Origin of the sequence: Archangium sp. Cb G35, from assembly GCF_001896145.1 — a bacterium.
Taxonomy (GTDB): domain Bacteria; phylum Myxococcota; class Myxococcia; order Myxococcales; family Myxococcaceae; genus Archangium; species Archangium violaceum.
The window spans coordinates 1231097-1252572 of sequence record NZ_MPOI01000001.1; the positions used below are offsets into that span (position 1 = coordinate 1231097).

General features: G+C 67.9%; 19 protein-coding genes. 4 read left to right on the forward strand and 15 right to left on the reverse strand.

The window, feature by feature from the left end:
* Positions 1 to 3: 3 nt before the first annotated feature.
* The 15 genes from BO221_RS05160 to BO221_RS05230 all read right to left on the reverse strand — a co-directional run bounded on the left by BO221_RS05160 (position 4) and on the right by BO221_RS05230 (position 17791).
* Positions 4 to 945: an ExeA family protein gene (locus BO221_RS05160; RefSeq protein WP_073559137.1), complete on the reverse strand. Its 942-nt coding sequence runs from the start codon at positions 943 to 945 to the stop codon at positions 4 to 6.
* A 24-nt stretch (positions 946 to 969) separates the two neighbouring features.
* Positions 970 to 4137 carry a tetratricopeptide repeat protein gene (locus tag BO221_RS05165; protein WP_073559138.1) on the reverse strand — a complete coding sequence of 1056 codons (3168 nt, stop codon included), beginning with the start codon at positions 4135 to 4137 and terminating at the stop codon, positions 970 to 972.
* Between the two features lie 180 nt (positions 4138 to 4317).
* Complete coding sequence (accC, locus tag BO221_RS05170) at positions 4318 to 5703, reverse strand: acetyl-CoA carboxylase biotin carboxylase subunit (protein ID WP_073559139.1); 1386 nt, start codon at positions 5701 to 5703, stop codon at positions 4318 to 4320.
* 38 nt (positions 5704 to 5741) lie between these two features.
* Positions 5742 to 6347 carry an acetyl-CoA carboxylase biotin carboxyl carrier protein gene (gene accB / locus BO221_RS05175; protein ID WP_073559140.1) on the reverse strand — a complete coding sequence of 202 codons (606 nt, stop codon included), beginning with the start codon at positions 6345 to 6347 and terminating at the stop codon, positions 5742 to 5744.
* A 31-nt stretch (positions 6348 to 6378) separates the two neighbouring features.
* Positions 6379 to 6957, reverse strand: coding sequence for an elongation factor P (gene efp / locus BO221_RS05180; RefSeq protein WP_073559141.1), 579 nt, complete (start codon positions 6955 to 6957; stop codon positions 6379 to 6381).
* Positions 6958 to 7061: 104 nt separating this feature from the next.
* Positions 7062 to 7424, reverse strand: coding sequence for a hypothetical protein (locus BO221_RS05185; RefSeq protein ID WP_073559142.1), 363 nt, complete (start codon positions 7422 to 7424; stop codon positions 7062 to 7064).
* A gap of 41 nt (positions 7425 to 7465) precedes the next feature.
* A complete protein-coding gene (locus BO221_RS05190; protein ID WP_143195262.1) occupies positions 7466 to 8155 on the reverse strand; it encodes a hypothetical protein in 690 nt (229 codons plus the stop codon).
* Between the two features lie 36 nt (positions 8156 to 8191).
* Positions 8192 to 10918, reverse strand: a complete 2727-nt coding sequence (gene pilQ / locus BO221_RS05195) for a type IV pilus secretin PilQ (protein ID WP_073559144.1) — start codon at positions 10916 to 10918, stop codon at positions 8192 to 8194.
* A gap of 69 nt (positions 10919 to 10987) precedes the next feature.
* Positions 10988 to 11563 carry a pilus assembly protein PilP gene (locus tag BO221_RS05200; RefSeq protein WP_052517843.1) on the reverse strand — a complete coding sequence of 192 codons (576 nt, stop codon included), beginning with the start codon at positions 11561 to 11563 and terminating at the stop codon, positions 10988 to 10990.
* Between the two features lie 48 nt (positions 11564 to 11611).
* Positions 11612 to 12223, reverse strand: coding sequence for a type 4a pilus biogenesis protein PilO (locus BO221_RS05205; protein WP_073559145.1), 612 nt, complete (start codon positions 12221 to 12223; stop codon positions 11612 to 11614).
* Between the two features lie 14 nt (positions 12224 to 12237).
* Positions 12238 to 12912, reverse strand: a complete 675-nt coding sequence (locus tag BO221_RS05210; RefSeq protein ID WP_073559146.1) for a PilN domain-containing protein — start codon at positions 12910 to 12912, stop codon at positions 12238 to 12240.
* Positions 12913 to 12948: 36 nt separating this feature from the next.
* Entirely contained in the window at positions 12949 to 14031 is a 1083-nt protein-coding gene (pilM, locus tag BO221_RS05215; RefSeq protein ID WP_043391957.1) for a type IV pilus assembly protein PilM, read from the reverse strand.
* A gap of 215 nt (positions 14032 to 14246) precedes the next feature.
* A complete protein-coding gene (locus BO221_RS05220; RefSeq protein ID WP_073559147.1) occupies positions 14247 to 15662 on the reverse strand; it encodes a sigma-54 dependent transcriptional regulator in 1416 nt (471 codons plus the stop codon).
* A 49-nt stretch (positions 15663 to 15711) separates the two neighbouring features.
* Positions 15712 to 16836 carry a sensor histidine kinase gene (locus BO221_RS05225; RefSeq protein ID WP_073559148.1) on the reverse strand — a complete coding sequence of 375 codons (1125 nt, stop codon included), beginning with the start codon at positions 16834 to 16836 and terminating at the stop codon, positions 15712 to 15714.
* Positions 16837 to 16852: 16 nt separating this feature from the next.
* Complete coding sequence (locus BO221_RS05230; RefSeq protein WP_073559483.1) at positions 16853 to 17791, reverse strand: A24 family peptidase; 939 nt, start codon at positions 17789 to 17791, stop codon at positions 16853 to 16855.
* A gap of 297 nt (positions 17792 to 18088) precedes the next feature.
* Here BO221_RS05230 and BO221_RS05235 point away from each other — a divergent pair, with 297 nt between their 5' ends.
* From BO221_RS05235 to BO221_RS05250, 4 genes are all read left to right on the forward strand, one after another.
* Positions 18089 to 18724 (forward strand): prepilin-type N-terminal cleavage/methylation domain-containing protein, encoded by a 636-nt coding sequence (locus tag BO221_RS05235; protein WP_073559149.1) that lies wholly within the window; start codon positions 18089 to 18091, stop codon positions 18722 to 18724.
* A gap of 98 nt (positions 18725 to 18822) precedes the next feature.
* Complete coding sequence (locus BO221_RS05240; RefSeq protein ID WP_233165676.1) at positions 18823 to 19725, forward strand: hypothetical protein; 903 nt, start codon at positions 18823 to 18825, stop codon at positions 19723 to 19725.
* A gap of 4 nt (positions 19726 to 19729) precedes the next feature.
* A complete protein-coding gene (locus BO221_RS05245) occupies positions 19730 to 20692 on the forward strand; it encodes an ABC transporter ATP-binding protein (protein ID WP_073559150.1) in 963 nt (320 codons plus the stop codon).
* On the forward strand, positions 20692 to 21459 hold the full coding sequence (locus BO221_RS05250; protein WP_073559151.1) for an ABC transporter permease: 768 nt from the start codon (positions 20692 to 20694) through the stop codon (positions 21457 to 21459). The genes BO221_RS05245 and BO221_RS05250 overlap by 1 nt, the downstream gene beginning before the upstream one ends.
* The last annotated feature ends 17 nt before the right edge of the window (positions 21460 to 21476 follow it).

A 21476-nucleotide genomic window follows, 5' to 3' on the forward strand; every position in this document is an offset into this window, starting at 1 on the left:
CAGCTACAGCTTACCCAACCCCTCGAGGTAACGGTCGATCTCCGCGAGATCGATCTTCGAGGTGCCGCCTGCCCGACTGCTCGCTCCCACGGCGGCGGCGGGCTTCTGTTGCCCTTCCGGCAGAGTCGAGCCCTGGAGTCCCAGGTTGTCGGCGATCCGGTGGATGAGCTTGTCGGTGATGGTCTGCTCGCGGGCCAGGAAGGCCTCGAAGAGCGCGTTGTCACAGATGCTGTTGATGACGCGGGGGGTGCCGCCCGAGCGCTGGTGCACGGCGACCAGGGCCTCGTTGGTGAACGGCATGCGCGGGCAGCTGGCGAGCCGGAGGCGGTGCTTGATGTAGGCCTCGGTGGACTCGGCGGTGAAGGGCTCCAGCTTGTAGCGGAGCGACACGCGCTGTGCGAGCGGCGGGTCCAGCTTGAGGTTCTTCTCGATCTCCGGGAGTCCGAAGAAGACGAAGGAGATGAGCTTGCGCTCGGGGACCTCCAGGTTGAGCAACCCCCGGAACTCCTCCATGAGCTCGCGCGTCTCCAGCATCTGGGCCTCGTCGATGAGGACGACGGCCTTCTTGCCGGACTCGTAGATTTGCAGCAGGCGCTGGTAGAGCTGGGACAGGAGGGCCAGCTTCTCCTGGGCGGGGTTCTCCACGCCCAGCTGCAGGGCGATGCGGCGCAGCAGCCAGTTGGCGGTGATGCCCGAGTGGATGATGACGAGCAGCGCGGCCTCGTACTCGGACTCGGGGAGCGAGTCGAGCATGCGGCGCGCCAGCGTCGTCTTGCCGGCCCCGATGTCGCCGATGAGGATCGACAGACCCTTCATGTAGCTGACCGAGTGCATGAGCCGGGTCAGCGCCTGGGAGTGCTGGGCCGAGTTGTAATAGAAGCGGCTCACCGGAGCGTTGGAGAAGGGCTCCTGGTTGAGCTCGAAATAGTCGAGGTAGGTGGACATGGGCTCGGCGAACCTCGGACAGCGCTAGACGTAGCCTACCTTACGCGGCCTGGCGGCTCCGGCGGCCGCGGGCATGGCACCCGGGGGAGGAGCGTTGGGCGCCTTCCCACCGCTGGGGGGCAGTGGATCCGGCACGGGAGAGGTGGTGGCGGCCAGCCGCTGCACGTTGCTGGAGACCTCCCGGAAGTTCGGGTCGATCGCGGCCACGCGCTGGTAGTGGTAGAGGGCCTTGCCCTGCTCGTTGATGGCCTCGTAGGACAGGCCCAGTTCGAAGCCGATGGCCTTGGCGACCTCGCCGGTGGCGTGCTCGCTGGCGAGCGCCTGTTTGAAGGTGCCCACCGCCGCTCCGGCATCGCCCTTCTGGGCCTGCAGCAGGCCGATCATCGTGAGGCAATCCACCTCACGCTTCTTGCCCACGCAGCCCTCGCGGGCCACGGCGAACTCGTTGAGGGCGTCGTCGATGAGGCCCATCTCGCGGTAGGCGATGCCCAGGTCGTAGTGGGTGTCCACGTCCTCGGGCTTGACCACCTTGGCGAGGCCCTTCTTGAACTCGGCGAAGACCTCCTCCACCGAGTACTGGAAGTCCTCCTCGACGGCGGGCGCCGCGGGCTGATCTCCACCCAGGTCCCCGAACTCGCCGGCCAGTTCCGCCGCCAGATCGAACGCGTCGCGCTCGGCGGGGGACTCGCCCAGGGCGGGCACGGCGGGCACGGCGATGGACTCGGTGTTCTCCTCGGGCTCCTCGGCGGCTGGAGTCCCACCGGACTCGAGCGCCTCGAGCCGGGCCATGAGCTCTTCCGCGCGCGCATGGCCCGGGAAGGCGATCTGCACCGTCTCGAGGATCTCCCGAGCCTCCTCGTAGAGGCCCTGATCCAGGAAGAAGCTGGCCTCGTCGCACTCCTCGGCGGCGGGCTCCTCGGCGGGCTCCTCGACCTGGGCGACGACGGGCTGCGGCTTGGGCGCGGGCTGGGCCTTGGCGGGCGCGGCGGCAGGAGCCTTCGCGGCGGGCTGGGGCTGTGCCTTGGCGGGCGGAGCGGCAACCGGAGCTGGAGCCTTGGCGGGCGCGGCGGGCTGGGGCTGCGCCTTGACGGGCGGAGCGGCGGCCGGGGCCTTGGGCGCGGCGGCCGGAGCCTTGGGCGCGGCCACCACGGGCGCGGGGACGAGCTCGGGCTCGGGATCCTCGAACTCGTAGGAGCCGACGAGCGCCGGCGTATCCACCGGAGTGCCCTCGTCCTCGAGCGCCAGCGCGGGAGAGCCAGAGGAGGTCGGCTCGTCCAGCTCCGTCGGCAGCATGGCCACGCGCGTGGGCTCTGCCTCGGAGAAACCGTCGTCCTCGAAGGAGTTCTCGAGCAGGTGGGCCGAGGGCGCGGCCACCTGCGTGGGCTGCGGCTCGTCGTCGCCGAGCGCCAGGGGCTCATCCGCCACCAGCGGCTCGTCCTCGAGGGCGACGGGGGCGACCAGGGCGTCGTCCTCCTCACCGGCCGGCTCCATGAAGACGGTCGTCGCCTCCTCGGGCTCGTCGCCGGCGCCGAAGAGGGGCTCATCGCCGGACACCACCGCGCCGGGCTCGTCCGCGAGCACCACGCCCTCGTCGGCGTCCGCCGGAATGCCGAACTCGCCGGAGAGGATCTGCCCCTCCTCCTCGTCCCCGCTGCTCACGGAGACCAGGGCCAGCTCGTCGCCCGGCGGGTGCTCCAGGGCATCCGGGGGCGCGTCGGCGACGACGATCTCCTCGTCGCTGGAGTCCACGAGGATGGCGTCCTCGCCCACGGACTCCACCTGCGCGGCCTCGACGGGCGCCGTCTCATCCGACTGCAGCACGGACAGGAAGGCGGGCACCTCGGGGTGGCCGGGGTTCTGCTCGAGGATGATGGCCAGGTACGGCTGGGCGCGCTGCACGTCCGCGCGGCGCGTGCACAGGCGCAGCACGTTCAGCAGCTGCTCACCGGCCTGGGCCGTGTTGCCGGAGGCGACGTAGATGTGGAAGGCCTTCTCGTGCGCGTCGAGGTTCTCCGGATCCACCGCGAAGATCTTCCGCAGGTGTTCGAGCGCTTTGTCGTGCAGGCCGTATTTGACGTAGACCTCTGTCTCCGTCAGCAGCTTGGAGAACTGCTCCTTGCCGGGCGGGGCCGGAGCGGCGGGCGCGGGGGCCGGAGCAGCCGCCTGGGCGGGCGCGGGGGCTGGAGCGGGGGCGGGAGCCGGCTGAGGCGCGGGGGCTGGAGCCGCCTGGGCCTTGGCGGGAGCCGGCTGGGGCGCCGGCGCGGGCGCTGGAGCGGCGGGCGCGGGGGCCGGAGCGGCACTGGCGCTCTCCGCCTTGTACGCCTCGTAGTCCGGATCAGCCGGATCCAGCTCGGCGACCTGATTCCAGATGTTGCGGGCGTCCTGGTGGCGGCCGCGCTCCTGGTAGACCTTGGCAAGCTCCTTGTAGACGGAGATCGTCTTGGCCGTCTGGCCGAGCCCGTGGAAGGCCTGGGCCAGCATGTTGAGCGTCTCGACGTCGCGTCCGTCCGCCTTGAAGCACACCTGGAGCCGGGCCAGGGCGCGCTTCTGGTCTCCGCGCGACAGGTACTGCTGGGCCAGGTCCTTGGCCAGCGCCACGTTGTCCGGATCCAGGGTGGACAGGCGCTCCGCGACGCGGAACCAGTCATCCATCCGGTTGTTGCGCTTGAGGTACTCGGCGGCCTTCTTGAACTCCTGGGTGGCCTCGCGCGGCATGTTCTCGCGCGCGTACAGCTCGGCCAGCTTGATCTTCGACGCCACGTTCTCGGGGTCGAGATCCACCATCTTCTTGAGCGTATCCAGGGAGTTCTTGACGTCGCCGGCCTTGTCGTAGTGGTTGGCGACGATCTGGAAATACGCCATGGCCTCGGACATCAGTCCGAGCTGCTGATGGAGCTCCGCCAGCTTGAGATTGACGTCCAGCAGGTTGGGGTTGAGCTTGAGAACCTGCTTGTAGAGGGCAACGGCCTTGAGGAAGAAGCCGTCGGTGGAGTAGCCCTCGGCGACCTTGGTGAAGTAGTGGGCCGCCTGAACGTTGTCGTTCTTCTTCTGGTACAGCTCCCCCATCTTCTGGAGGACGCGGCCATCCTTGGGGTCTACTTCCAGGACCTTCTGGTACTCCTTGATGGCCTTGTCGTAGGCGCCCTTCGCAACGAGCTTGGCGGCGGCTTCGATGATCTTGTTCTTGTCCATCGAGCGTTGGGCTTCCTGCCGAGCGAAACCCGAGGAAAATCCGGGGTTTCTGCTTCCTTCAAGGAGACAGCGAGGGAGTCCCGAGGCTAACGGAATCCTCCCTCGCGGGTCAAGGAATCCACCCACCCCAACCCCCAGGAGGATCAGGGGGTTGCGCGATGAGCAGGCGAGCAGGCCCGCCTAGGGGGTCTCCTCGATGGCCTTCTTCAGACGGTGGGTGCCCGTCTCGGACGCCAGCAGCCGCTCCACGAAGCGCGTGTCGTAGTTGCCCTCGACGAAGGAGTCCTCCGCCATGGCCGCCCGGTGGAACGGGATGTTGGTGCGGATGCCCTGCACCACGTACTCGCCCAGCGCCCGCTGCATGCGGCGGATCGCCGTGGGCCGGTCCTCCGCGTACACGATCAGCTTGGCCAGCAGGCTGTCGTAGTACGGCAGCACCGTGTAGTTCTCGTACGCACTGGAGTCCACACGCACGCCATAACCACCGGGCACGCTGTAGGCGGTGATCTTCCCCGGCCAGGGCGCGAAGGTGACGGGGTCCTCGGCGTTGACGCGGCATTCGATCGCGTGGCCGCGCATCTGGATGTCCTCCTGCTTGCGCTGGAGGGGCTCGCCCGAGGAGAGCTTGATCTGCTCGCGCACCAGGTCGATGCCGGTGACGAGCTCGGTCACCGGGTGTTCCACCTGGATACGGGTGTTCATCTCCATGAAGTAGAAGCGGCCGTTCTCGTCGAGCAGGTACTCGATGGTGCCCACGTTGTTGTAGCCGAGCTTCTCCATGGCGCGGATGGAGACCTCGCCCATCTGCTGGCGGAGCTCGGGGGTGAGGGCCGGAGAGGGGCTCTCTTCAATCAGCTTCTGGTGGCGGCGCTGCACCGAGCACTCGCGCTCACCCAGGTGGATGATGCGCCCGTGCTCGTCGGCCACGACCTGGATTTCGATGTGGCGCGGCTTCTCCACGTACCGCTCGATGTAGAGGTCGCCGTTGCCGAAGGACGCCACGGCCTCGGCCGCCGCGGTGGAGAAGGCCTGGGCCAGCGCGTGCGGCTCGCGGACGATCTTCATGCCCTTGCCGCCACCGCCGGCCGCCGCCTTGAGGATGACCGGGAAGCCGATCTCCCGGGCGAAGGCCTCGGCCTCCTTGGGGTCCTTCACCGTGCCGATGCTGCCGGGCAGCAGGGGCAGGCCGGCCTCGCGCGCGGCGTTGCGGGCGCGGACCTTGTTGCCCATCAGCGAGATCATCTCCGGCCGGGGGCCGATGAAATGAATCTTGCAGTCCCGGCACACCTTGGCGAACTCGGCGTTCTCCGAGAGGAAGCCGTAGCCGGGGTGGATGGCGTCCGCCCGGGTGATTTCCGCCGCGGAGAGCAGCTGCGGGATGTTGAGGTAGCTCTCCTTGGACGGCGGCGGGCCGATGCACACCGACTCATCGGCGAACCGCACGTGCAGGGCGTTGGCGTCGGCCGTGGAGTGCACCGCCACGGTGGCGATGCCCAGCTCACGGCAGGCACGGATGACCCGCAGGGCGATTTCCCCGCGGTTGGCGATCAGCACCTTCTTGAACACGATGTCGTGCCTCCGCGGGGCGCTCGGCGCCCGCTATGTCAGACCGGCTCGATGCGGAACAGCGCCTGGCCGAACTCGACCGGCTGCCCGTTCTCCACGAGGATCTCCGCCACGCGGCCCGCCACGTCGGCTTCGATCTCGTTCATCAGCTTCATGGCCTCGATGATGCAGAGCACCTGGCCCTTCTTCACCACCGAGCCCACATCGACGAAGGGGGGCTGGTCCGGGGCGGGCGTCCGGTAGAACGTGCCCACGAACGGGCTGGTAACGGAGTGACCGGGCTTCTCGGCCGCGGAAGCCGCGGCGGCCGGAGCCGCGGCGGCCGCCAGGGCCGGAGCATGGTGCACGGCGGGAGGAGGGGCGGCCATCACCGGCGCGGCGGCCATCACCGGCGCGGGGCTCACCGAGGGCGTCACGGGAGCCGCGTGCACGATGGTGGGAGCCGGCACGGGGCCACGGCGGATGAACAGCCGCTCCTCACCGCGCTGCCAGACGAGCCGCGTCACCTCGGAGGCCTCGAGGATCTCCACGATCTGCCGGAGGGCCTCCACGTCCAGGGACGTGGTGTTGCCCTCGATACGGGCGCTGCCGGACTGCACGGTGGCCGCGGGCTCCGTTCGCACTGCCTTGCGCTTGGTTGCCAATTCCGTCCCCTCCCTGAACCGCAGTGGGCGCTTAGCCCGCGGTGGCCACGCGCGTGAGGTACTTGCCGTCACGCGTGTCGATCTTGAGGATGTCACCCTCGTTGATGAAGAGCGGCACGTTGACGGTGTAGCCCGTCTCCATCGTGGCCGGCTTCAGCGCGCCGGACACGGTGTCGCCGCGCACGCCCGGATCGCACTTGGTGACCTTCAGGTCCACCGAGTTCGGCAGGGTCACGCCAATGGCCTTGCCGTTGTAGAACAGGATGGAGGCGTTGATGTTCTCCTTGAGGAAGTTCTTCGACTCCCCGAGGACATCCGCGCTGATGAAGGTCTGCTCGTAGTTGCGGGTGTCCATGAAGTAGAAGTCGCCGCCCTGCTCGTACAGGAACTGCATGTCCTTCTCTTCGATGTCGGGCTTGGCCACCTTCTCGCCGGACTTGAGGGTCGGCTGGAGCACGCGCCCGGTCAGCAGGCTGCGGATGGACGTGCGCACGAAAGCCGAGCCCTTGCCCGGCTTGACGTGCTGGAACTCGACGATCTCGAACGGCTCACCGTCGATTTCGATCTTCATGCCCTTGCGGAACTCGGACGTATCGATGACACCAGCCATGGACAGGCTCCTTCGGACAGCTTGAAAAGTCCGGGGTGTCTAGCCGAGGCGCCGCGCCTTGCAAAGGGGAAAGGCGCGGCGCGCTGCGCCGTCCGCTCGGCGGTCTACAACTCGGCGCGAATCTTGGGGGCGATCACCCGGAGGACGTACCTGCCCTTCCCATAGTTACCGTCCGCCCGGAGCGCCAGCACCAGGAAGTATTCCGGGGTGATGAGGCGCATCAGCGTGAGCACCCGCTCGCTGTTGACGCTGACCTCCTGGACCTCCCCCGTCTTGAGGGTCTCGGCGGCCTGGCGGAGCTGACCGAGCAGGTTGGCGTACTCCACCCAGGCCCCGTTCAGCTCCAGCTCGGCCGCGTCATCCCTCTGATGGGTGTCCACGGAGATCCCGTCGAAACCCATCACACTGCAGGCCAGGGCCCCGTCTACCTGGTTGACCACCGACTCGAGGTGCGTGCGGAAGGACATGGCGGCTGGCTTGTAGGAGGCTCTGGGGAGGGGGTCAAGCACTACTCAGAGACGCAGGCGGTGGTGCCGGGGGGAAACCTGGGTACATCCTGCCCGATCACGCACCTGCCGGCGGGAACGAGAGGTGCCGCGCACACGTAGCTGGCCCCGCTGGTGAACACGGTGATCGGGAAGGTGAACTTGTTGCTCTCCACCACCTGACCACTGCTCAGCCGGCCCCGGCCCTTGATGGTGGCGAACACGGTCCCATCCTTGCCAACGAGTGCCGCGGACCCCTTGGGGCCGAACGCATCCATGAACACGTAGCTCTGGTCGGCGTCGGTCCCAGGACGCAGGACGCGGTAGACGGCCGTGCTCTCTTCCTCGGTGTCGATCAGGTTCGCGGCCGCGCCACCACCGCTCGGCACGAACTCGTAGGAATAGACGAGCTCGTTCATCGTGATGTCGCTGAGCCCCGGGCCCGAGAACGGCTCCTGGTTGATGACGATGGGCTGGGAGGAGTTGTTCGTCTCGACACTCATGGCCAGCAGGTAGTTCGGAGCAATACCAGCGGGGACACCGGACAGGTCGATGCTGCCCGAGCCAATCACGAGCTCATCGGAGGGCACGCACGCGTCCTCTTCGACTGTCAGCGCGCGGGCATCGAGGAATCTGAAGGGCGCATCCCCCTGGTTGGCCACACAGGCCGCCTGCCCCAGTGCCAGCGCCGCAATCGTCATCAATCGCTTCATGGACATCGACTCCTTGGACCGTAGAGGAGGGACCGGCTACAGGGACTGGGCAATCGTCTGCCGGTTGAGGATGCGCGGCGTGATGAAGATCAGCAGTTCCTGACGGTCGTCACGCTCGCGGAAGTTCTTGAACAGCAACCCCAGCACCGGAATCTTGGACAGGAAGGGCACCGCGTTGCTCTGGGTGCTGCCACGGCGCACGTAGATGCCGCCGATGACGGTGGTGTCGCCGTCCTTCACCAGCACCTGGGTGTTGGCCTCCTTGCGCTGGATGGCGGGCTGGCCGTTGGCACCCGTCTGCGAGGGATCCGGCTGGTTGTTGGCCGCGTTGATGGTCAGCATGATGCTGCCATCCTGGGTGACGTGGGGCGTCACCTCGAGCGACAGACGCGCTTCGACGAAGGTGGTGTTGGCACCGGACGCGGACACCTGGCTGAACGGGATGGACACACCCTGGCTGATGCGGGCGGTGTTGTTGTCCAGCGTCGTCACCTTGGGGGCGGAGATGGTCTTCACGACACCCTCGTTCTCCGCCGCCGACAGGCGCAGGTTGAGGGTGAGCGCACCACCGGCCGAGCCGAAGACGAAGCCGAGCGCACCACCGGAGCCCAGGCCGGCGCCCACCGGAAGGTTGACGGCGAAGTTGGGGATGTCGGAGACGCCCGGCGCCGTGCCATCGATACCACCCGTCACCACCGCGGTGTTCGGGAAGATGAGGCCGGTGGGATTGCCCGTGGAGGGCGCGGCCGAGGCCTGACCACCCCACTGCACACCGAGCTCGCGGCTGAACGAGGTGTTGGCCTCGACGATGCGGCTCTCGATGAGCACCTGCGGCGTCTGCGTATCCAGGTTGCGCACCAGCGCCCGCGCCTTCTCCACGTTGGCGCGCACATCCTTGACGATGAGCACGTTGGTGCGCGCGTCCACCGTCACCGTGCCGCGCTCGCTCAGCACATCCTTGACGCGGCTCGACATTTCGCTGGCCGACGCGTAGTTCACCGGGATGAGGTTCACCAGCAGCTCCTCCTGGGCCACGAGCGACTTCTTGCGCTCCTGGCGCAGCCGGGCCTCCTCCTCCAGCGTCTTGAGCGGAGCCACGCGCACGATGTTGCCGATCTCCTCCTTGCCCAGCGACTTGGTGCGCAGGATGAGATCCAGCGCCTGATCCCAGGGCACGTTGCGCAGGCGGATGGTCACCTTGCCGGACACGTCATCGGCCACGACGATGTTCTTCTTGGAGATCTCCGCGATGACGCGCAGCAGGTTCTGGATGTCGATGTCCTTGAACTCGAAGGACACCTTCTTGCCGCGGTAGCGGGCCTGCTGGGGCGCGCCCTCGGAAGCATAGGTGGGCGCCTCGGCGGTGAAGCCGGCGGTGCGCTGGGTGACGGTCACCTGCTCCGTCTTCACGCCCTTGACGCTCAGCCTCCAGGACAGGCCACCGCCCACCTGGCTCACGTTCTCCTCGATGGCGCCGTCCGCGGCCACCACCACGCGCACCCGGTTGCCCTCGCCGGGCACCGCGAAGGCGCTGATCATCTTCACCGGCGTCTCCAGCGCGCTGGTGTCCAGGCTGCGCTCCAGACGCCGCGGCAGCCGGGCGTTCTCGATGGACAGCACGGCGCTGCGCGGATCCGGCCGCTCCACCTTCCAGGCCACCGCGCCCGACAGCTTCAGGTTCACCCGGCCACCGGACTCGTTCTCGTCGAAGGTCAGATCCTTCACCTCCACGGTGGCCAGCTGGGCGTCCACGGGCTTGACGCGCACGGGCTCGTTCTCCGCCACGACCTTCTCGGGCGTGTCGGCGGGCGCGGAAGGCTTGCGGGCCACCTTGCCACCGAGCACCACCTCCAGGCCGCGGCTGGTGCGCTCCACCTCGTAGCCGGGCATCTGCCCGCGCACGTCGAGCACCAGCCGGACCTTGTCCGAGTGGGCGCCCACGCGCACGTCCTTCAGCACGCCCGAGCGGATGCGCGGGGCACGCGCCGACAGGCCCACGCCGTACACGTCCACCGCGAGCCGGGGAGGATCCGCCAGCTCCAGCACCTCGTAGCGGGCGACCTCGCCGTCCGCGCGGATGCTCAGGGTGTCACGGGCGAAGGACAGGGCGGTGATGCGGCGGGCCGGGTGGGCCACCTCGCGCTCGTCCGCCTCGGCCGCCACCACGTTCTCGGGCAGCGCGGCGGACTTCTTCTCCTGCGGCTCGGCCGCGGCCGGCTGCGGCGCGGGGGCCACCACCGGAGCGGGCGCGGCGCTGGCGACGGCGGCGGGCTTCGGCTCGGGCGCGGCCGGCGTCACCGGCTCCGCCTTGACCGCGGGCGCCTTCGCCTCGGCGACCTTCGCCTCGGCCACCGCTCCGTCCACGGAGATGATGACCTTGTTGCCGTCCGCGCGCACGTCGTACTGCGCGGCCTGGTGCAGGGCCACCAGCACCCGGCCCACGCTCGCGCGCTCGTCCGAGAACTGGGAGGCCACCACTCCGGCCACCGGTCCCTGTCCGTTGTGGTGTCCCTTGATGCCCGTGGCGTCCGCCGACGAGAGGTCCACCACCAGCCGCTCCGGACCACTCAGCCGGAAGACGGTGAAGGTAGGAGCCCGCGTGCCGGCCACCACCACCTGGGCGCCCGAACCCGTCTGCACGACCTTCAGGTCGCGCAACGTATTGAGCTCGGCGGCCTCGGCCCCGACACTTACGATGGCAACCGCCAGGGCGGCCACCACGCTCATCAACTTGCCCCTCGTCACAGCGCTCTCCTCGAGCATGCTTCCCCTCAACAAGTTGCAATGGGCCATGGGCGCCAGGGACTCCCCGGCTCCCATGTCACCGGGCCACTACGGCTCCCAGTTCTTGCCCGTCATCAGGTCGTAGGCGGGGTCCACCCGGCCATCCTGCTGCTTCAGCTCCAGCTTCACCGGGTTGTAGACCACCCGGTCCGCCGTGGTGGTCGTCTCCGTGACGATGACCTCCTCACGGAGGATCTGCGTCACCTTGCCACCCTGACGGCCCATCCGGGTGTTACGGCGCACGATGTGGCCGCGGCCCATGGGATCTTCCACCATGGCCATCGGGTTGGCATCACCGGTGATCACCGCCACCAGCTTGAGCTGATCGATGTCCCACTGGCACAGCGGCTCGGTGCAGGCCGTCACCTGGGCACCGGGCTGCGGATTCTCGCGCACCATGTCCTCGATGGGACTGCGGAACGGATCCCGCCGGCCCATGGGATTGTAGCTGTAGACGTAGCCGGGAGCGGTCACCACCGTGGTCGCCACCGGGGCTTTCTCCTTTGGCGCCTCGGCCTTGGGCTTGGCTGCGGCCGCCGCTGCCGGCGCCGCCGCCTCCTCGCCACAACCGGCGAGCGCGAGGGCCAATGCCCCCGAAATCAACATGGAGTGGAACGTCTTCATCCGCGGGTCCCCTTGTCGCCCCATTTCCAGGACCGATCAAGTTTCTGCTTACTTCTTCTTCTTCTTCGAGCTCTCGGCCACATTCGCCGTGTTGACGAAACGGAAGGTGGTCGCGAGGAAGGAGGTGTTGAGCATCACCTTCTCGTTCTTCACCTTGGCGCCATCGAGCTTGATGTTGTTGACGTTGACGATGCGCCGCATGGTCGAGACCTCCTGCAGGAACATGGCGATCTCGTGGTAGTTGCCGCTCACCACCATCTTGATGGGGATGCGGGCGAAGAAATCACCACCGCCCACCGTCTCCGGACCCGGCTCCACGCGGGCGATCTCCAGCCCGGCCTTCTTGCCGATGTCGTTGAGCTGCGCGAGCAGCTCCTCGATGTCCTTGTTCTCGGGCAGCTCGGTGAGGGCCTCGGCGAGCCGCTGCTCCAGCACGTCCATCTCGCGCCGGCGCTCATTGAGGTTCTGGGCGATCTCACTCTTCTCGGCCAGCTCCAGGTCCAGCTTGCGCTGCTCGCCGCGCTGCCGCTCCATCTCCACTTCCAGCGGCTGGATGCCGAAGAAGAAGTTGGCGGCCGTCAGCAGCACCACCAGGGCCGCCAGGCCGCCGAAGCGGACGGCGGGGGGGGCCTTCGCGAGCCTCTCGAGGTATTTGTCCATGGCTCCAGGTCCTCTCAGATGGCGTAGTTGGCGGTGAGCAGGATGTCGAAGACCACCGTGCTCACTTCATTGGGCTTGGAGGCACCCTGCTGGGTGCTCTTCAGCTCCACGTTGGAGAAGAAGGACTTGATGTCCGTCACGGGGAACTCCTCGATGGCGGACTCGGCCGCCACCAGCTCCACGCGGGACGTCTTGGCCTCACGGCGCTGCTCCACCAGACGGCCAATGCCCTTGGGCGTCCACACCATGCCGTTGAGATTGCGCATCAGCTCGGCCACGTCGTCATGGCTGACGGCGGAACCGGCGATCTTCACGTTGCCGCGCTCCTCGTTGAAGGTGCGCAGCCACACCTTCTTGGGCAGCGCGGTGGACAGCGCGTCCAGCATGCGCACCGGACCGGAGCGGCCGCGGCGCAGCTCGTCCAGGACGGCGAGCTTCTTCTCCACCTCGGTCTTGCGGGTGTTGATGTTCTTCACTTCGCCGATCGTCTTGTCGAGATCGGCGATGCGGCGCTTGGTGCTGGCCAGGCCATCGGCCTGCTTGTCCACCACGCCAGCGCGATCGGCGTACCACATGTAGTTGCCCACGCAGGCGCCCACGAGCACGAACGCCAGGAGCGCCAGGACTTGGCGGCCCGCGTTCGGCCTGACCTTGGCCCGGACGGGCAGCAGGTTGATACGAATCATCATGTGCGTCGGTCCTTCGAAGACGAGGATGGAGGAGGATCAGCCGAGCTTGTCACCGGGCTTGCGCAATGCCAGACCCACGGCCACCGCGGCCATCGGCGCCACCTCCATGATGAAGGCGGGGTCGAACTTGCGGTTGTCCACGTCGATCTTCCGGAACGGATTGAGGATCTCCACCGGCACGCCCACGCGCGTCTCGATGGTCTTGAACAGCGCCGGAATCTTGGCGGTTCCGCCGGAGAGGTAGACCTTGGTGAAGTTGGCGTCCACCGCGGTGCCCGCGTAGAAGTCCAGCGAGCGCTGGATTTCACCGGCCACCTGCTCGGCCACGCCCATCAGCACCCGCTCCACCTCCTGGGGAACCACGGCGTCCGAGTCCCCGCGCGTGCCGCCGATCTTCAGCGCCTCGGCCTCCTCGTAGGAGACGTTGAGCTGCTTCTGGATCTCCTCGGTGAACTGATTGCCACCGATGGTCACGTCACGGGTGAAGACGGTGATGCCGTTGGAGATGATGTTGATGTTCACCACCGAGGCGCCCGCGTTGATGAGCACCACCGTCTCCTTGTCGGGGACGTCGTAGTTGGAGGCGAACATGTTCTGGACGGCGAAGGCGTCCACGTCCACCACCACCGGCTGCAGCCCCGACTCGGAGACCACGGTGGTGTAGTCGTTGATCATGTCCTTCTTGGCCGCGACCAGCAGCACGTCCATCTGGCCGGTGGCGTCATTGCCGCCCGCGTCCAGGATCTGCGTGTCGATGTTCACGTCCTTCACGTCGAAGGGGATGTACTGCTCCGCCTCCCACTGGATGCTCTCCTCGAGCTCCTCCTGGCTCATCCGGGGCATCTGGATCTTCTTGATGATGACCGAGTGGCCGGAGACGCCGATGGCGACCTCCTTGTTCTTGACCTTCAGCTCGGTCATCAACTCCTGCAGCGCCTGGACGATGGCGGTGGAGTTCATGAGCGCGCCGTCGACGATGGCCTCGGGAGGCAGCGGCTTCATGCCGAAGCTCTGCAGCGCGTAGCTCACCTGGCCGCGCTTGCGCTGCTCCTTGAGGAGGATCATCTTCACCGAGGTCGATCCGATATCGAGACCGAGAGCCAGCTTTCCCTTCGCCATACAGTCATTGCTCCTGGAGGGGCCGCCAGCGTAGCACCGGCTCGCGGGCCCTCCTAAAAAGTGCTCCGCGCCTGCCCGTGCAGCAGACGGCCAATCTGTCCCCCGGAATCCCACGGCGGTGCACCCACGCCGCTCTTGTGGGGCCGATTTTCCGGCTTCGGACGCGTTCCGTCAAATCGCCCCGCTCCCCGCTCCGTCCTCTACCCGGCAGCCAGTCAGCCTCGCTCCCCCTCGGCGTCCGCGTCGATTCCGTACTCCTTGATTTTGTACAGCAGGGCCCGATGGCTGATCTCCAGCACCTCGGCGGCTCGGGTGCGGTTGCCCCGGGTGCGGCGCAGGGCGGCACGGATGTAGGACTCCTCCAGGTCGCGGATGGCCTGTTTGAGGGACAGGTTGGCCTCGGAAGAGGGGCGCGTGGGGGTGAGCGCGGGCGCGCTGGCCGGTGGGGGCGTGGCCCAGAGCCGCTCTGGCAGGTTCTCCGGGAGGATCAGCTCTCCCTCGGCCAGCAGGACGGCGCGCTCCATCGCGTTCTCCAGCTCGCGCACGTTGCCGGGCCAGGCGTAGGAGGCCAGGAGGGCCTCGGCCTCGGGGCCGAAGCCGCGCACGGGGGGCTCGCGGTTGAGCTCGCGGTTGAAGCGCAGGAGGAAGGCGCGGGCCAGCAGGAGGATGTCCGAGTGGCGCTCGCGCAGCGGGGGCACGCGCACGTTCACCACGTTGAGGCGGTAGTAGAGGTCCTCGCGGAACTCGCCCCGCTCCACCAGCCGGCCCAGATCGCGCAGGGTCGCGGCCAGGACGCGCACGTCCACCTTCTCCGCGCGGTTCTCCCCCACCGGGCGCAGCTCGCCCTCCTGTAGCACGCGCAACAGCTTCACCTGGGCGGGCGGGGGCAGCTCCCCCACCTCGTCGAGGAAGAGCGTGCCGCCGTCGGCCTCGCTGAAGAGGCCGCGCCGGGCGGTGCGCGCATCGGTGAAGGCCCCCCGGGCATGGCCGAAAAGCTCGCTCTCGATGAGGCCCGTGGGGATGGCGCCGCAGTTGACGGCGACGAAGGGCATGGCGGCCCGGGGGGAGCGCGCATGCAGGGCCCGGGCGATGAGCTCCTTGCCCGTCCCGCTCTCGCCGGTGATGAGGACGGTGGTGCCCACCGGCGCGAGCCGCTCCACCTGCCGCATCACCACGCGCATGGATTCGCTCTCGCCGAGGATGCCCTCGCCGGGCGCGACGCCGCCGGAGGCCTGCAGACGCCGGTTCTCCCGCAGCAGCCGCTCGCGCTCCTCCGCCTTGCGCAGGACGAAGACGATCTCCTCGGGCTTGAAGGGCTTGCGCACGTAGTCGTACGCGCCGGCCCCCACCGCCTCGAGCGCCTGCTCCTGAGAGCCGTAGGCGCTCATCACCACCACCGTCAGCCCCGGGTGCTCGGCGAGCGCCTGGCGCAGCACGGACAGGCCGTCGCGTTTGGGCATTCGCACGTCGCACAGGAGCACGTCGTAGCCGCGCGCGGACAATTCCCGCAGCGCCTCCTCTCCATCTGCCACGGCGCGCACCTCATAGCCCATCCCCGAGAGCACCAGGGTGAGCACGTGGCGGACGGAGGGCTCGTCGTCGGCGACGAGGATGCTGCGGAAGAGGGCCATGGGACCCTTCAGAAGTAGCCCACTCCGGGGTGCGCGGCCAGATTCCGCCTCAGATGGCTGGCAGCCGGACAGAGAAGCGAGCACCCCCTCCCGGCATGTTCTCCGCCGTGAGCCGCCCCCCCATGCCCTCCGACAGGTACCGCGAGACGGCCAGACCCAGTCCCGTGCCCTGACCGGGCTCCTTGGTGGTGAAGAAGGGCTCGAAGAGGCGCGGCATCACCTCCGCCGGGATGCCAGGCCCCGTGTCCTCCACCACCAGCATCACCTCCCCTTCCTCACTACTCCGGGTGGCGAGCCGGACGAGCCCCTCCCCTCCCATGGCCTGCACCGCGTTGAGCAACAGGTTGATGACGATCTGTGACAGCGGGCCCGAATCCGCCCGCGCGAGCAGTCCGGGGGTGAGGTCCAGCTCCAGCCGCACCCGCGAGAAGTCCCGGCCCACCTTCACCAGCTGCACGCACGTCTCCACCACGTTCCCCACCTCCACCGGCCCCAGCTGCTCGCGCGCGGGACGGCCGATCTCCAGCAGGCCCCGGACGATGCCGTCGATGCGCTGCACCTCATGATCGATGCGCCCGAGGTATTCCTGCACCTCGGGATCCTTCACGCGGGCTCCGGCCAGCGAGAGGTAGCCGAGGATGCCCGCCAGCGGGTTGCCCACCTCATGGGCCACGCCCGCGGCGAGCCGGCCCACGGTGGCCAGCCGCTCCGCCGAGACGAGCTCCGTCTGCGCCTGGGCCAGGCGCGCGTTGGCCGCCCGCAGCGCCTCCACCTGCCGCCGCGTGGTCTCCTGCTCCTCCTGGAGCGCCGCCGCCATCCGCGAGAGCGCCCGCTGGATGCGCGAGAGCAGCGGCCCCGGGCTCTCCGGAACCGACACGTCCAGCTCCAACCGGCCGAGCTGCTCCACCACCACCTCGGTGCGCCGCAGGGGCCGGCCCACCATGAAGTCCAACACCCCGTACGCCAGGAGTGTGAGCAGCACCAGGTCCAGCATCAGGAGGAAGGGCAACGAGCCCAGCGTCCGCGACAACACCGCCGCCTCCAACGAGCCGGGCGCCGAGCCGTGCCGTGCCACCTCCAACAGCGTCAGCAACGGCCGCTGCAAGGTGAGCCAGGTGAAGCCCGTGCCCACCACGCTGAGCAGGAAGGCGATGCTGGCGATCCGCCACTTCATCCGCGTCCGCCCTCGCTCACCGGGCTCCCGCGAACAGCATGTCCAGCGGCACCGGCAACACCTCGCGCAGCCATGGACCGAGCAGCATCACCTCGAGCGCCGCGAGCGACAGCCAGGGTCCGAAGGGGATGTTGGTGGGGCCCGGCTCCCAGTCGTCTTCCTCCTCGCCCTCCTCGTCACCCTCCCGGGCGGCCACCGGCTCCGTTCCCTCCGGCTTCGGCACCGGCCCGGGCCCCTCCGCCGCCTGGGGACTCTCGGTCTCGGAAGGCGTGGCCGGCGGCGGCGCGGTGGGGGACTCCGGCTCGGGGTCCGGCACCGGTCCCGCCCGCCCGCGGACGAGCAGCATCAGCGAGCCCACCACCGCTCCCTGCAACGAGGACAGGAAGATGACGGCGAGCAGCGGCTTCCACGTGAGGAAGGCGCCAATGAGCGCGAGCAGATCCTTGTCTCCCGCGCCCAGCGCTTCCTTCTTGAAGATCTTCTCCCCCAGCCACTCCATCCCCCAGAAGACGAGGAAGCCCACCACCGCGCCAATGACGGAGTCGCGCACCCGGTCCATCCCCATCGGCACGGACAGCGCCACCCCGGCGACGATTCCCGGCCACGTCAGCTCCTGCGGGAGGATCCAATGCTCCAGATCAATGAAGGAGAGCGGCACCAGCAGCAGCACCAGCACCAGCGCGGCCACCAGCTCGGGCGTCCAACCAAAGCGGCGCTGGCAGGCCAGGAAGAGCAGCGCGGTGAGCAGCTCGATGAGCGGGTAGCGCCAGGAAATGGGCAGACCGCACGAGCTGCAACGCGCACGCAACGCGAGCCACGACAGGACTGGAATGTTCTCGTACCACGCGAGTTGATGCCCGCATCGAGGACACCGCGAGCGGGGACGCACGATGCTCTCGCCCGCGGGCACGCGAGCGATCACGACATTCAAGAAACTGCCGAAGAGCAGGCCCATGACGAAAACCAGCGTCACGGCCGCGCCTTCCACCGCCTGAGGAGTCACGTTCCGCGTCCCTTCGTTCCGCGAGCATCCGCGGATGGCGGAGCATAGGGCCCAAGCGCGTCACCGGGGCAGACGATTCCTGTCACCTGGTGACAAAAATTGGCACCCCAAAACCGTCACCCACGCCGCGCGCCAAAGCCAAGTCCTTGGATCAGCGTGAAGGCTGCAAGGGTTTGATCCTGGCACCGTTCGTGCTATTCCTCACGACGGCTTCGGCCGCAACCCCTCCTTCACCCGAAGGGAATTCAAATGACCCGTCTGTTCGCCCGTAAGAACCGCGGCTTCACGCTCATCGAGCTCATGATCGTGGTGGCCATCATCGGCATCCTCGCCGCCATCGCCATCCCGAACTTCATCAAGTTCCAGGCTCGCTCCAAGCAGGGCGAGGCCAAGGCCAACCTGAAGGCCTGGTTCACCACGCAGCGCGCCTTCCTCCAGGAGAAGGACCGCTACGAGGAGGACATCAAGATCATCGGCTACGCCCCCGAGCGCGGCAACCGCTACGCCTACTACTTCGCGCAGACCCTGGATTTCGAGGAGCGCAAGGGCGAGGCGATCAAGGCCGACCAGACCTCCGCCACCGGCATCACGGTGGACACCGGTAAGTTCAAGGGCTCCACGACGAACCCGACGGCCGCCACGGTCAACCTGAACCACGCCGGCACGGGCGGCGCGCCCCTGAAGCCGGGCATCTCCGGCTCCTGCCCCGGCTGCAACATCGACGCGATCGCCGCCGGCAACATCGACAACGAGACCGCCGGTATCGACACCTGGTACATCTCCACGGGTGACTCCACGGGTACGGCCTCCTGCGGCAACGCCGACGAGACCATGGCCGTCGCCGGTACGCCGTACATGAACTACAACGACGTGGATTGCGACTGATGTAGTCGCCTCGCCGGATAGGCTCTTGTGAGCCGCCGTCGAAAATGAGAGGACACTCGGGCATAAAGCCGGGTGTCCTTTCTGTTTTAATGCCGCCCATGAGGTCGCGAACTTCCCTGCCTGCCCTGCTGGTTGGCGCCTTCTGCCTGACCGCTCTCGTCCTGCTCGCGGCGCCGCCTCGTCAGCAGCCCCGAGGTCCCCACCAGGAGCCCCTGCTCCCCCGCCAGGAGCTGTTGCGCCTGGCCGGCCGTGGATACCTGGAACTGGTCGCCGACTACTTCTGGCTTCAGACCATCCAGTCCACCGGCCGTGCCTTCGTGGCCGAAGAGTACAGAGACATCTATCCGTATGCGGATCTCACCACGGACCTGGATCCGAAATTCGGCCTCGTCTACGTGTTCGCCGGCGGCGTGCTGCCCACCAATACCGGACGGGAGATCTGGGCCAACACCGATGAGTCCACACGTCTTCTGCGCAAGGGCCTGAAGCAGTTCCCGGACGATCTCAAGATGCACGTGCTGCTGGCCTACAACCTGAGCGCCTTCCACCAGCAGTACCAGGAGGCCGCCCAAGTCCTGGAGCGGGCCTCGAAGCTGCCGGGCGCGCCCTCGTACCTGCCCGCCCTGGCCACCCGCCTCTACGCCCAATCCGGGAGCGTGGACGCGGGCCTCGCGCTGGCCCGCACCCTCGCGAACTCCGCGGAGGACGAGGAGACGCGGGAGATCTTCAAGCAGCGCGTGAGGGACCTGGAGCTCGAAGGCGAGTTGCGGCGCGTGGAGGCCTCCATCGGCCGCTTCCGCCAGGAGTTCGGCGTGGCCCCTCCGGACATCAACACGCTGCTGTGGCTGGGCTTCCTGGACAGGCCGCCGTACGACCCCCAGGACGGCGGGTTCTTCATTGGTAGCGATGAACGCGCCTATTCCCATACGCAGCAGCGGCGGCTCGAGATCTTCACCCCCGACAACCGTGGTTACCAGTGGGCCATGCCCATGGAGCGGTGAACCCATGGACTCTCCCTCTCCCATCGAAATCCGAAACCTGTCCAAGACGTACCGGCTCGGCTTCCTCATGAACCGGCAGGTGCGTGCCCTCCAGTCGTTGGATCTCTCGCTGATGCCGGGCCAGGTGTATGGACTGCTCGGGCCCAATGGCGCCGGCAAGTCCACCACCATCAAGATCCTCCTGAACCTGGTGCAGCCCTCGGGAGGCGAGGCGAGGCTGTTCGGCCTGTCCCCGTCGGACCGTGAGGCACGCCGCCGCGTGGGCTATGTGCCGGAGAACCCCGCGCCCTACGAGTACCTCACGGGCCGCGAGTTCGTCACGCTGTCGGGACGGCTCAATGGCCTGAGCGGCAAGGAGCTGGATGACCGGGTCTCCGAGGTGCTGGGCATGGTGCAGATGACCCGCGCCGCCAACCTGCAGATCCGCCGCTACAGCAAGGGCATGGTGCAGCGCGTGGCGCTGGCGCAGGCCCTGGTGTCCAAGCCCGCCCTGCTCATCCTGGACGAGCCCACCTCGGGGTTGGATCCCGTGGGCCGCCGGCAGATCCGCGATCTCATCCTCGAGGAGCGCCACCGCGGCACCACGGTGCTCTTCTGCACGCACATCATCCCGGACGTGGAGGCGCTCTGTGACCGGGTGGCCGTGCTGGTGGGTGGCCGGCGCGTGCGCGAGGGCAGCGTGGCCGAGCTGGTGAGCTCGCAGACCACGCACGTGGAGATGACGGTGGAGGGGCTGCCGCTGGAGCGCATCCAGGCGATGGGCATCACCCTGGAGATGGCCCGGCCGCTGGAGAACCGCGTACTGCTGCACGTGCGCGAGTCGGATGCACAGCCGCTGCTCAAGCGCCTGCTGGAGCAGGGGGGACGGGTCACCCAGCTCCACCCCGCCCGCTTCTCGTTGGAAGAACTGTTCCTGCGTGCCCTGGAAGAGGCGAAGCAGGGTCCCGTTGGAGGAGAGATTTCGTGATGGGTCCGTTCATCGCCCTGGCGCTCAATGGCTTCAGGGAGGCCCGGCGCAACCGGGTCACCCTGCTGGTGGCCATCTTCGCGTTGGCCATGCTCATGTCCACCACGCTCGTGCTGGAGATCACCGTCGGCACGTTCGATCGCGTCATCACCGACGTGGGCCTGGGAGCCATGAGCCTGATGCTGGTGCTGCTCGCCATCTTCCTCTCCAGCGGGCTCATCTCGCGGGAGATTGAGAGGCGCACCATCTTCCTCATGGTGTCCAAGCCGCTGTCGCGTGGCGCGTTCCTCGTGGGCCGGCTGGCGGGCAACATGCTCACCGTGACGGTGCTGCAGCTGCTCATGGCCGCGCTCTTCTTCGCGATGATGTACTTCTACCAGAGCCCCATCAGCCCGGCGCACCTGGCGGCGGTGGGCATGCTGTGGTTCGAGCTGTGGGTGCTCAGCGCCGTGGGCTTCCTGATGTCCAGCTTCTCCAGCCAGATGGTGTCGGCGTTCGTCACGGTGAGCGTCTACTTCGCCGGCCACCTGTCGTCGGACATCTACAAGCTGGCCTCGAAGTCCCAGAGCGGAGCCATCCAGGCGCTGGGCAAGGCCGTGTACTACGTGCTGCCGGACCTCTCCCGCTTCAACTACCGGCCGCACGCGACGTACTACGCCCCTGTCACCTCCAGCGAGCTGCTGTCGGCCGCCGCGTACGGCATGGCCTTCACCGGCGTGCTGGTGGCGCTGGCCATCATCCTCTTCAACCGGCGCGACTTCCGCTGAGGCCCGCGGCCCGGGGA

Bases quoted from the DNA above. Each gene is read 5' to 3' on its own strand.
- BO221_RS05160 (WP_073559137.1), bottom strand. From the start codon at position 945: ATGTCCACCTACCTCGACTATTTCGAGCTCAACCAGGAGCCCTTCTCC.
- BO221_RS05165 (WP_073559138.1), bottom strand. From the start codon at position 4,137: ATGGACAAGAACAAGATCATCGAAGCCGCCGCCAAGCTCGTTGCGAAG.
- efp (WP_073559141.1), bottom strand. From the start codon at position 6,957: ATGGCTGGTGTCATCGATACGTCCGAGTTCCGCAAGGGCATGAAGATC.
- BO221_RS05185 (WP_073559142.1), bottom strand. From the start codon at position 7,424: ATGTCCTTCCGCACGCACCTCGAGTCGGTGGTCAACCAGGTAGACGGG.
- BO221_RS05190 (WP_143195262.1), bottom strand. From the start codon at position 8,155: ATGAAGCGATTGATGACGATTGCGGCGCTGGCACTGGGGCAGGCGGCC.
- pilQ (WP_073559144.1), bottom strand. From the start codon at position 10,918: ATGCTCGAGGAGAGCGCTGTGACGAGGGGCAAGTTGATGAGCGTGGTG.
- BO221_RS05200 (WP_052517843.1), bottom strand. From the start codon at position 11,563: ATGAAGACGTTCCACTCCATGTTGATTTCGGGGGCATTGGCCCTCGCG.
- BO221_RS05205 (WP_073559145.1), bottom strand. From the start codon at position 12,223: ATGGACAAATACCTCGAGAGGCTCGCGAAGGCCCCCCCCGCCGTCCGC.
- BO221_RS05210 (WP_073559146.1), bottom strand. From the start codon at position 12,912: ATGATGATTCGTATCAACCTGCTGCCCGTCCGGGCCAAGGTCAGGCCG.
- pilM (WP_043391957.1), bottom strand. From the start codon at position 14,031: ATGGCGAAGGGAAAGCTGGCTCTCGGTCTCGATATCGGATCGACCTCG.
- BO221_RS05220 (WP_073559147.1), bottom strand. From the start codon at position 15,662: ATGGCCCTCTTCCGCAGCATCCTCGTCGCCGACGACGAGCCCTCCGTC.
- BO221_RS05225 (WP_073559148.1), bottom strand. From the start codon at position 16,836: ATGAAGTGGCGGATCGCCAGCATCGCCTTCCTGCTCAGCGTGGTGGGC.
- BO221_RS05230 (WP_073559483.1), bottom strand. From the start codon at position 17,791: ATGGGCCTGCTCTTCGGCAGTTTCTTGAATGTCGTGATCGCTCGCGTG.
- BO221_RS05235 (WP_073559149.1), top strand. From the start codon at position 18,089: ATGACCCGTCTGTTCGCCCGTAAGAACCGCGGCTTCACGCTCATCGAG.
- BO221_RS05240 (WP_233165676.1), top strand. From the start codon at position 18,823: ATGAGGTCGCGAACTTCCCTGCCTGCCCTGCTGGTTGGCGCCTTCTGC.
- BO221_RS05245 (WP_073559150.1), top strand. From the start codon at position 19,730: ATGGACTCTCCCTCTCCCATCGAAATCCGAAACCTGTCCAAGACGTAC.
- BO221_RS05250 (WP_073559151.1), top strand. From the start codon at position 20,692: ATGGGTCCGTTCATCGCCCTGGCGCTCAATGGCTTCAGGGAGGCCCGG.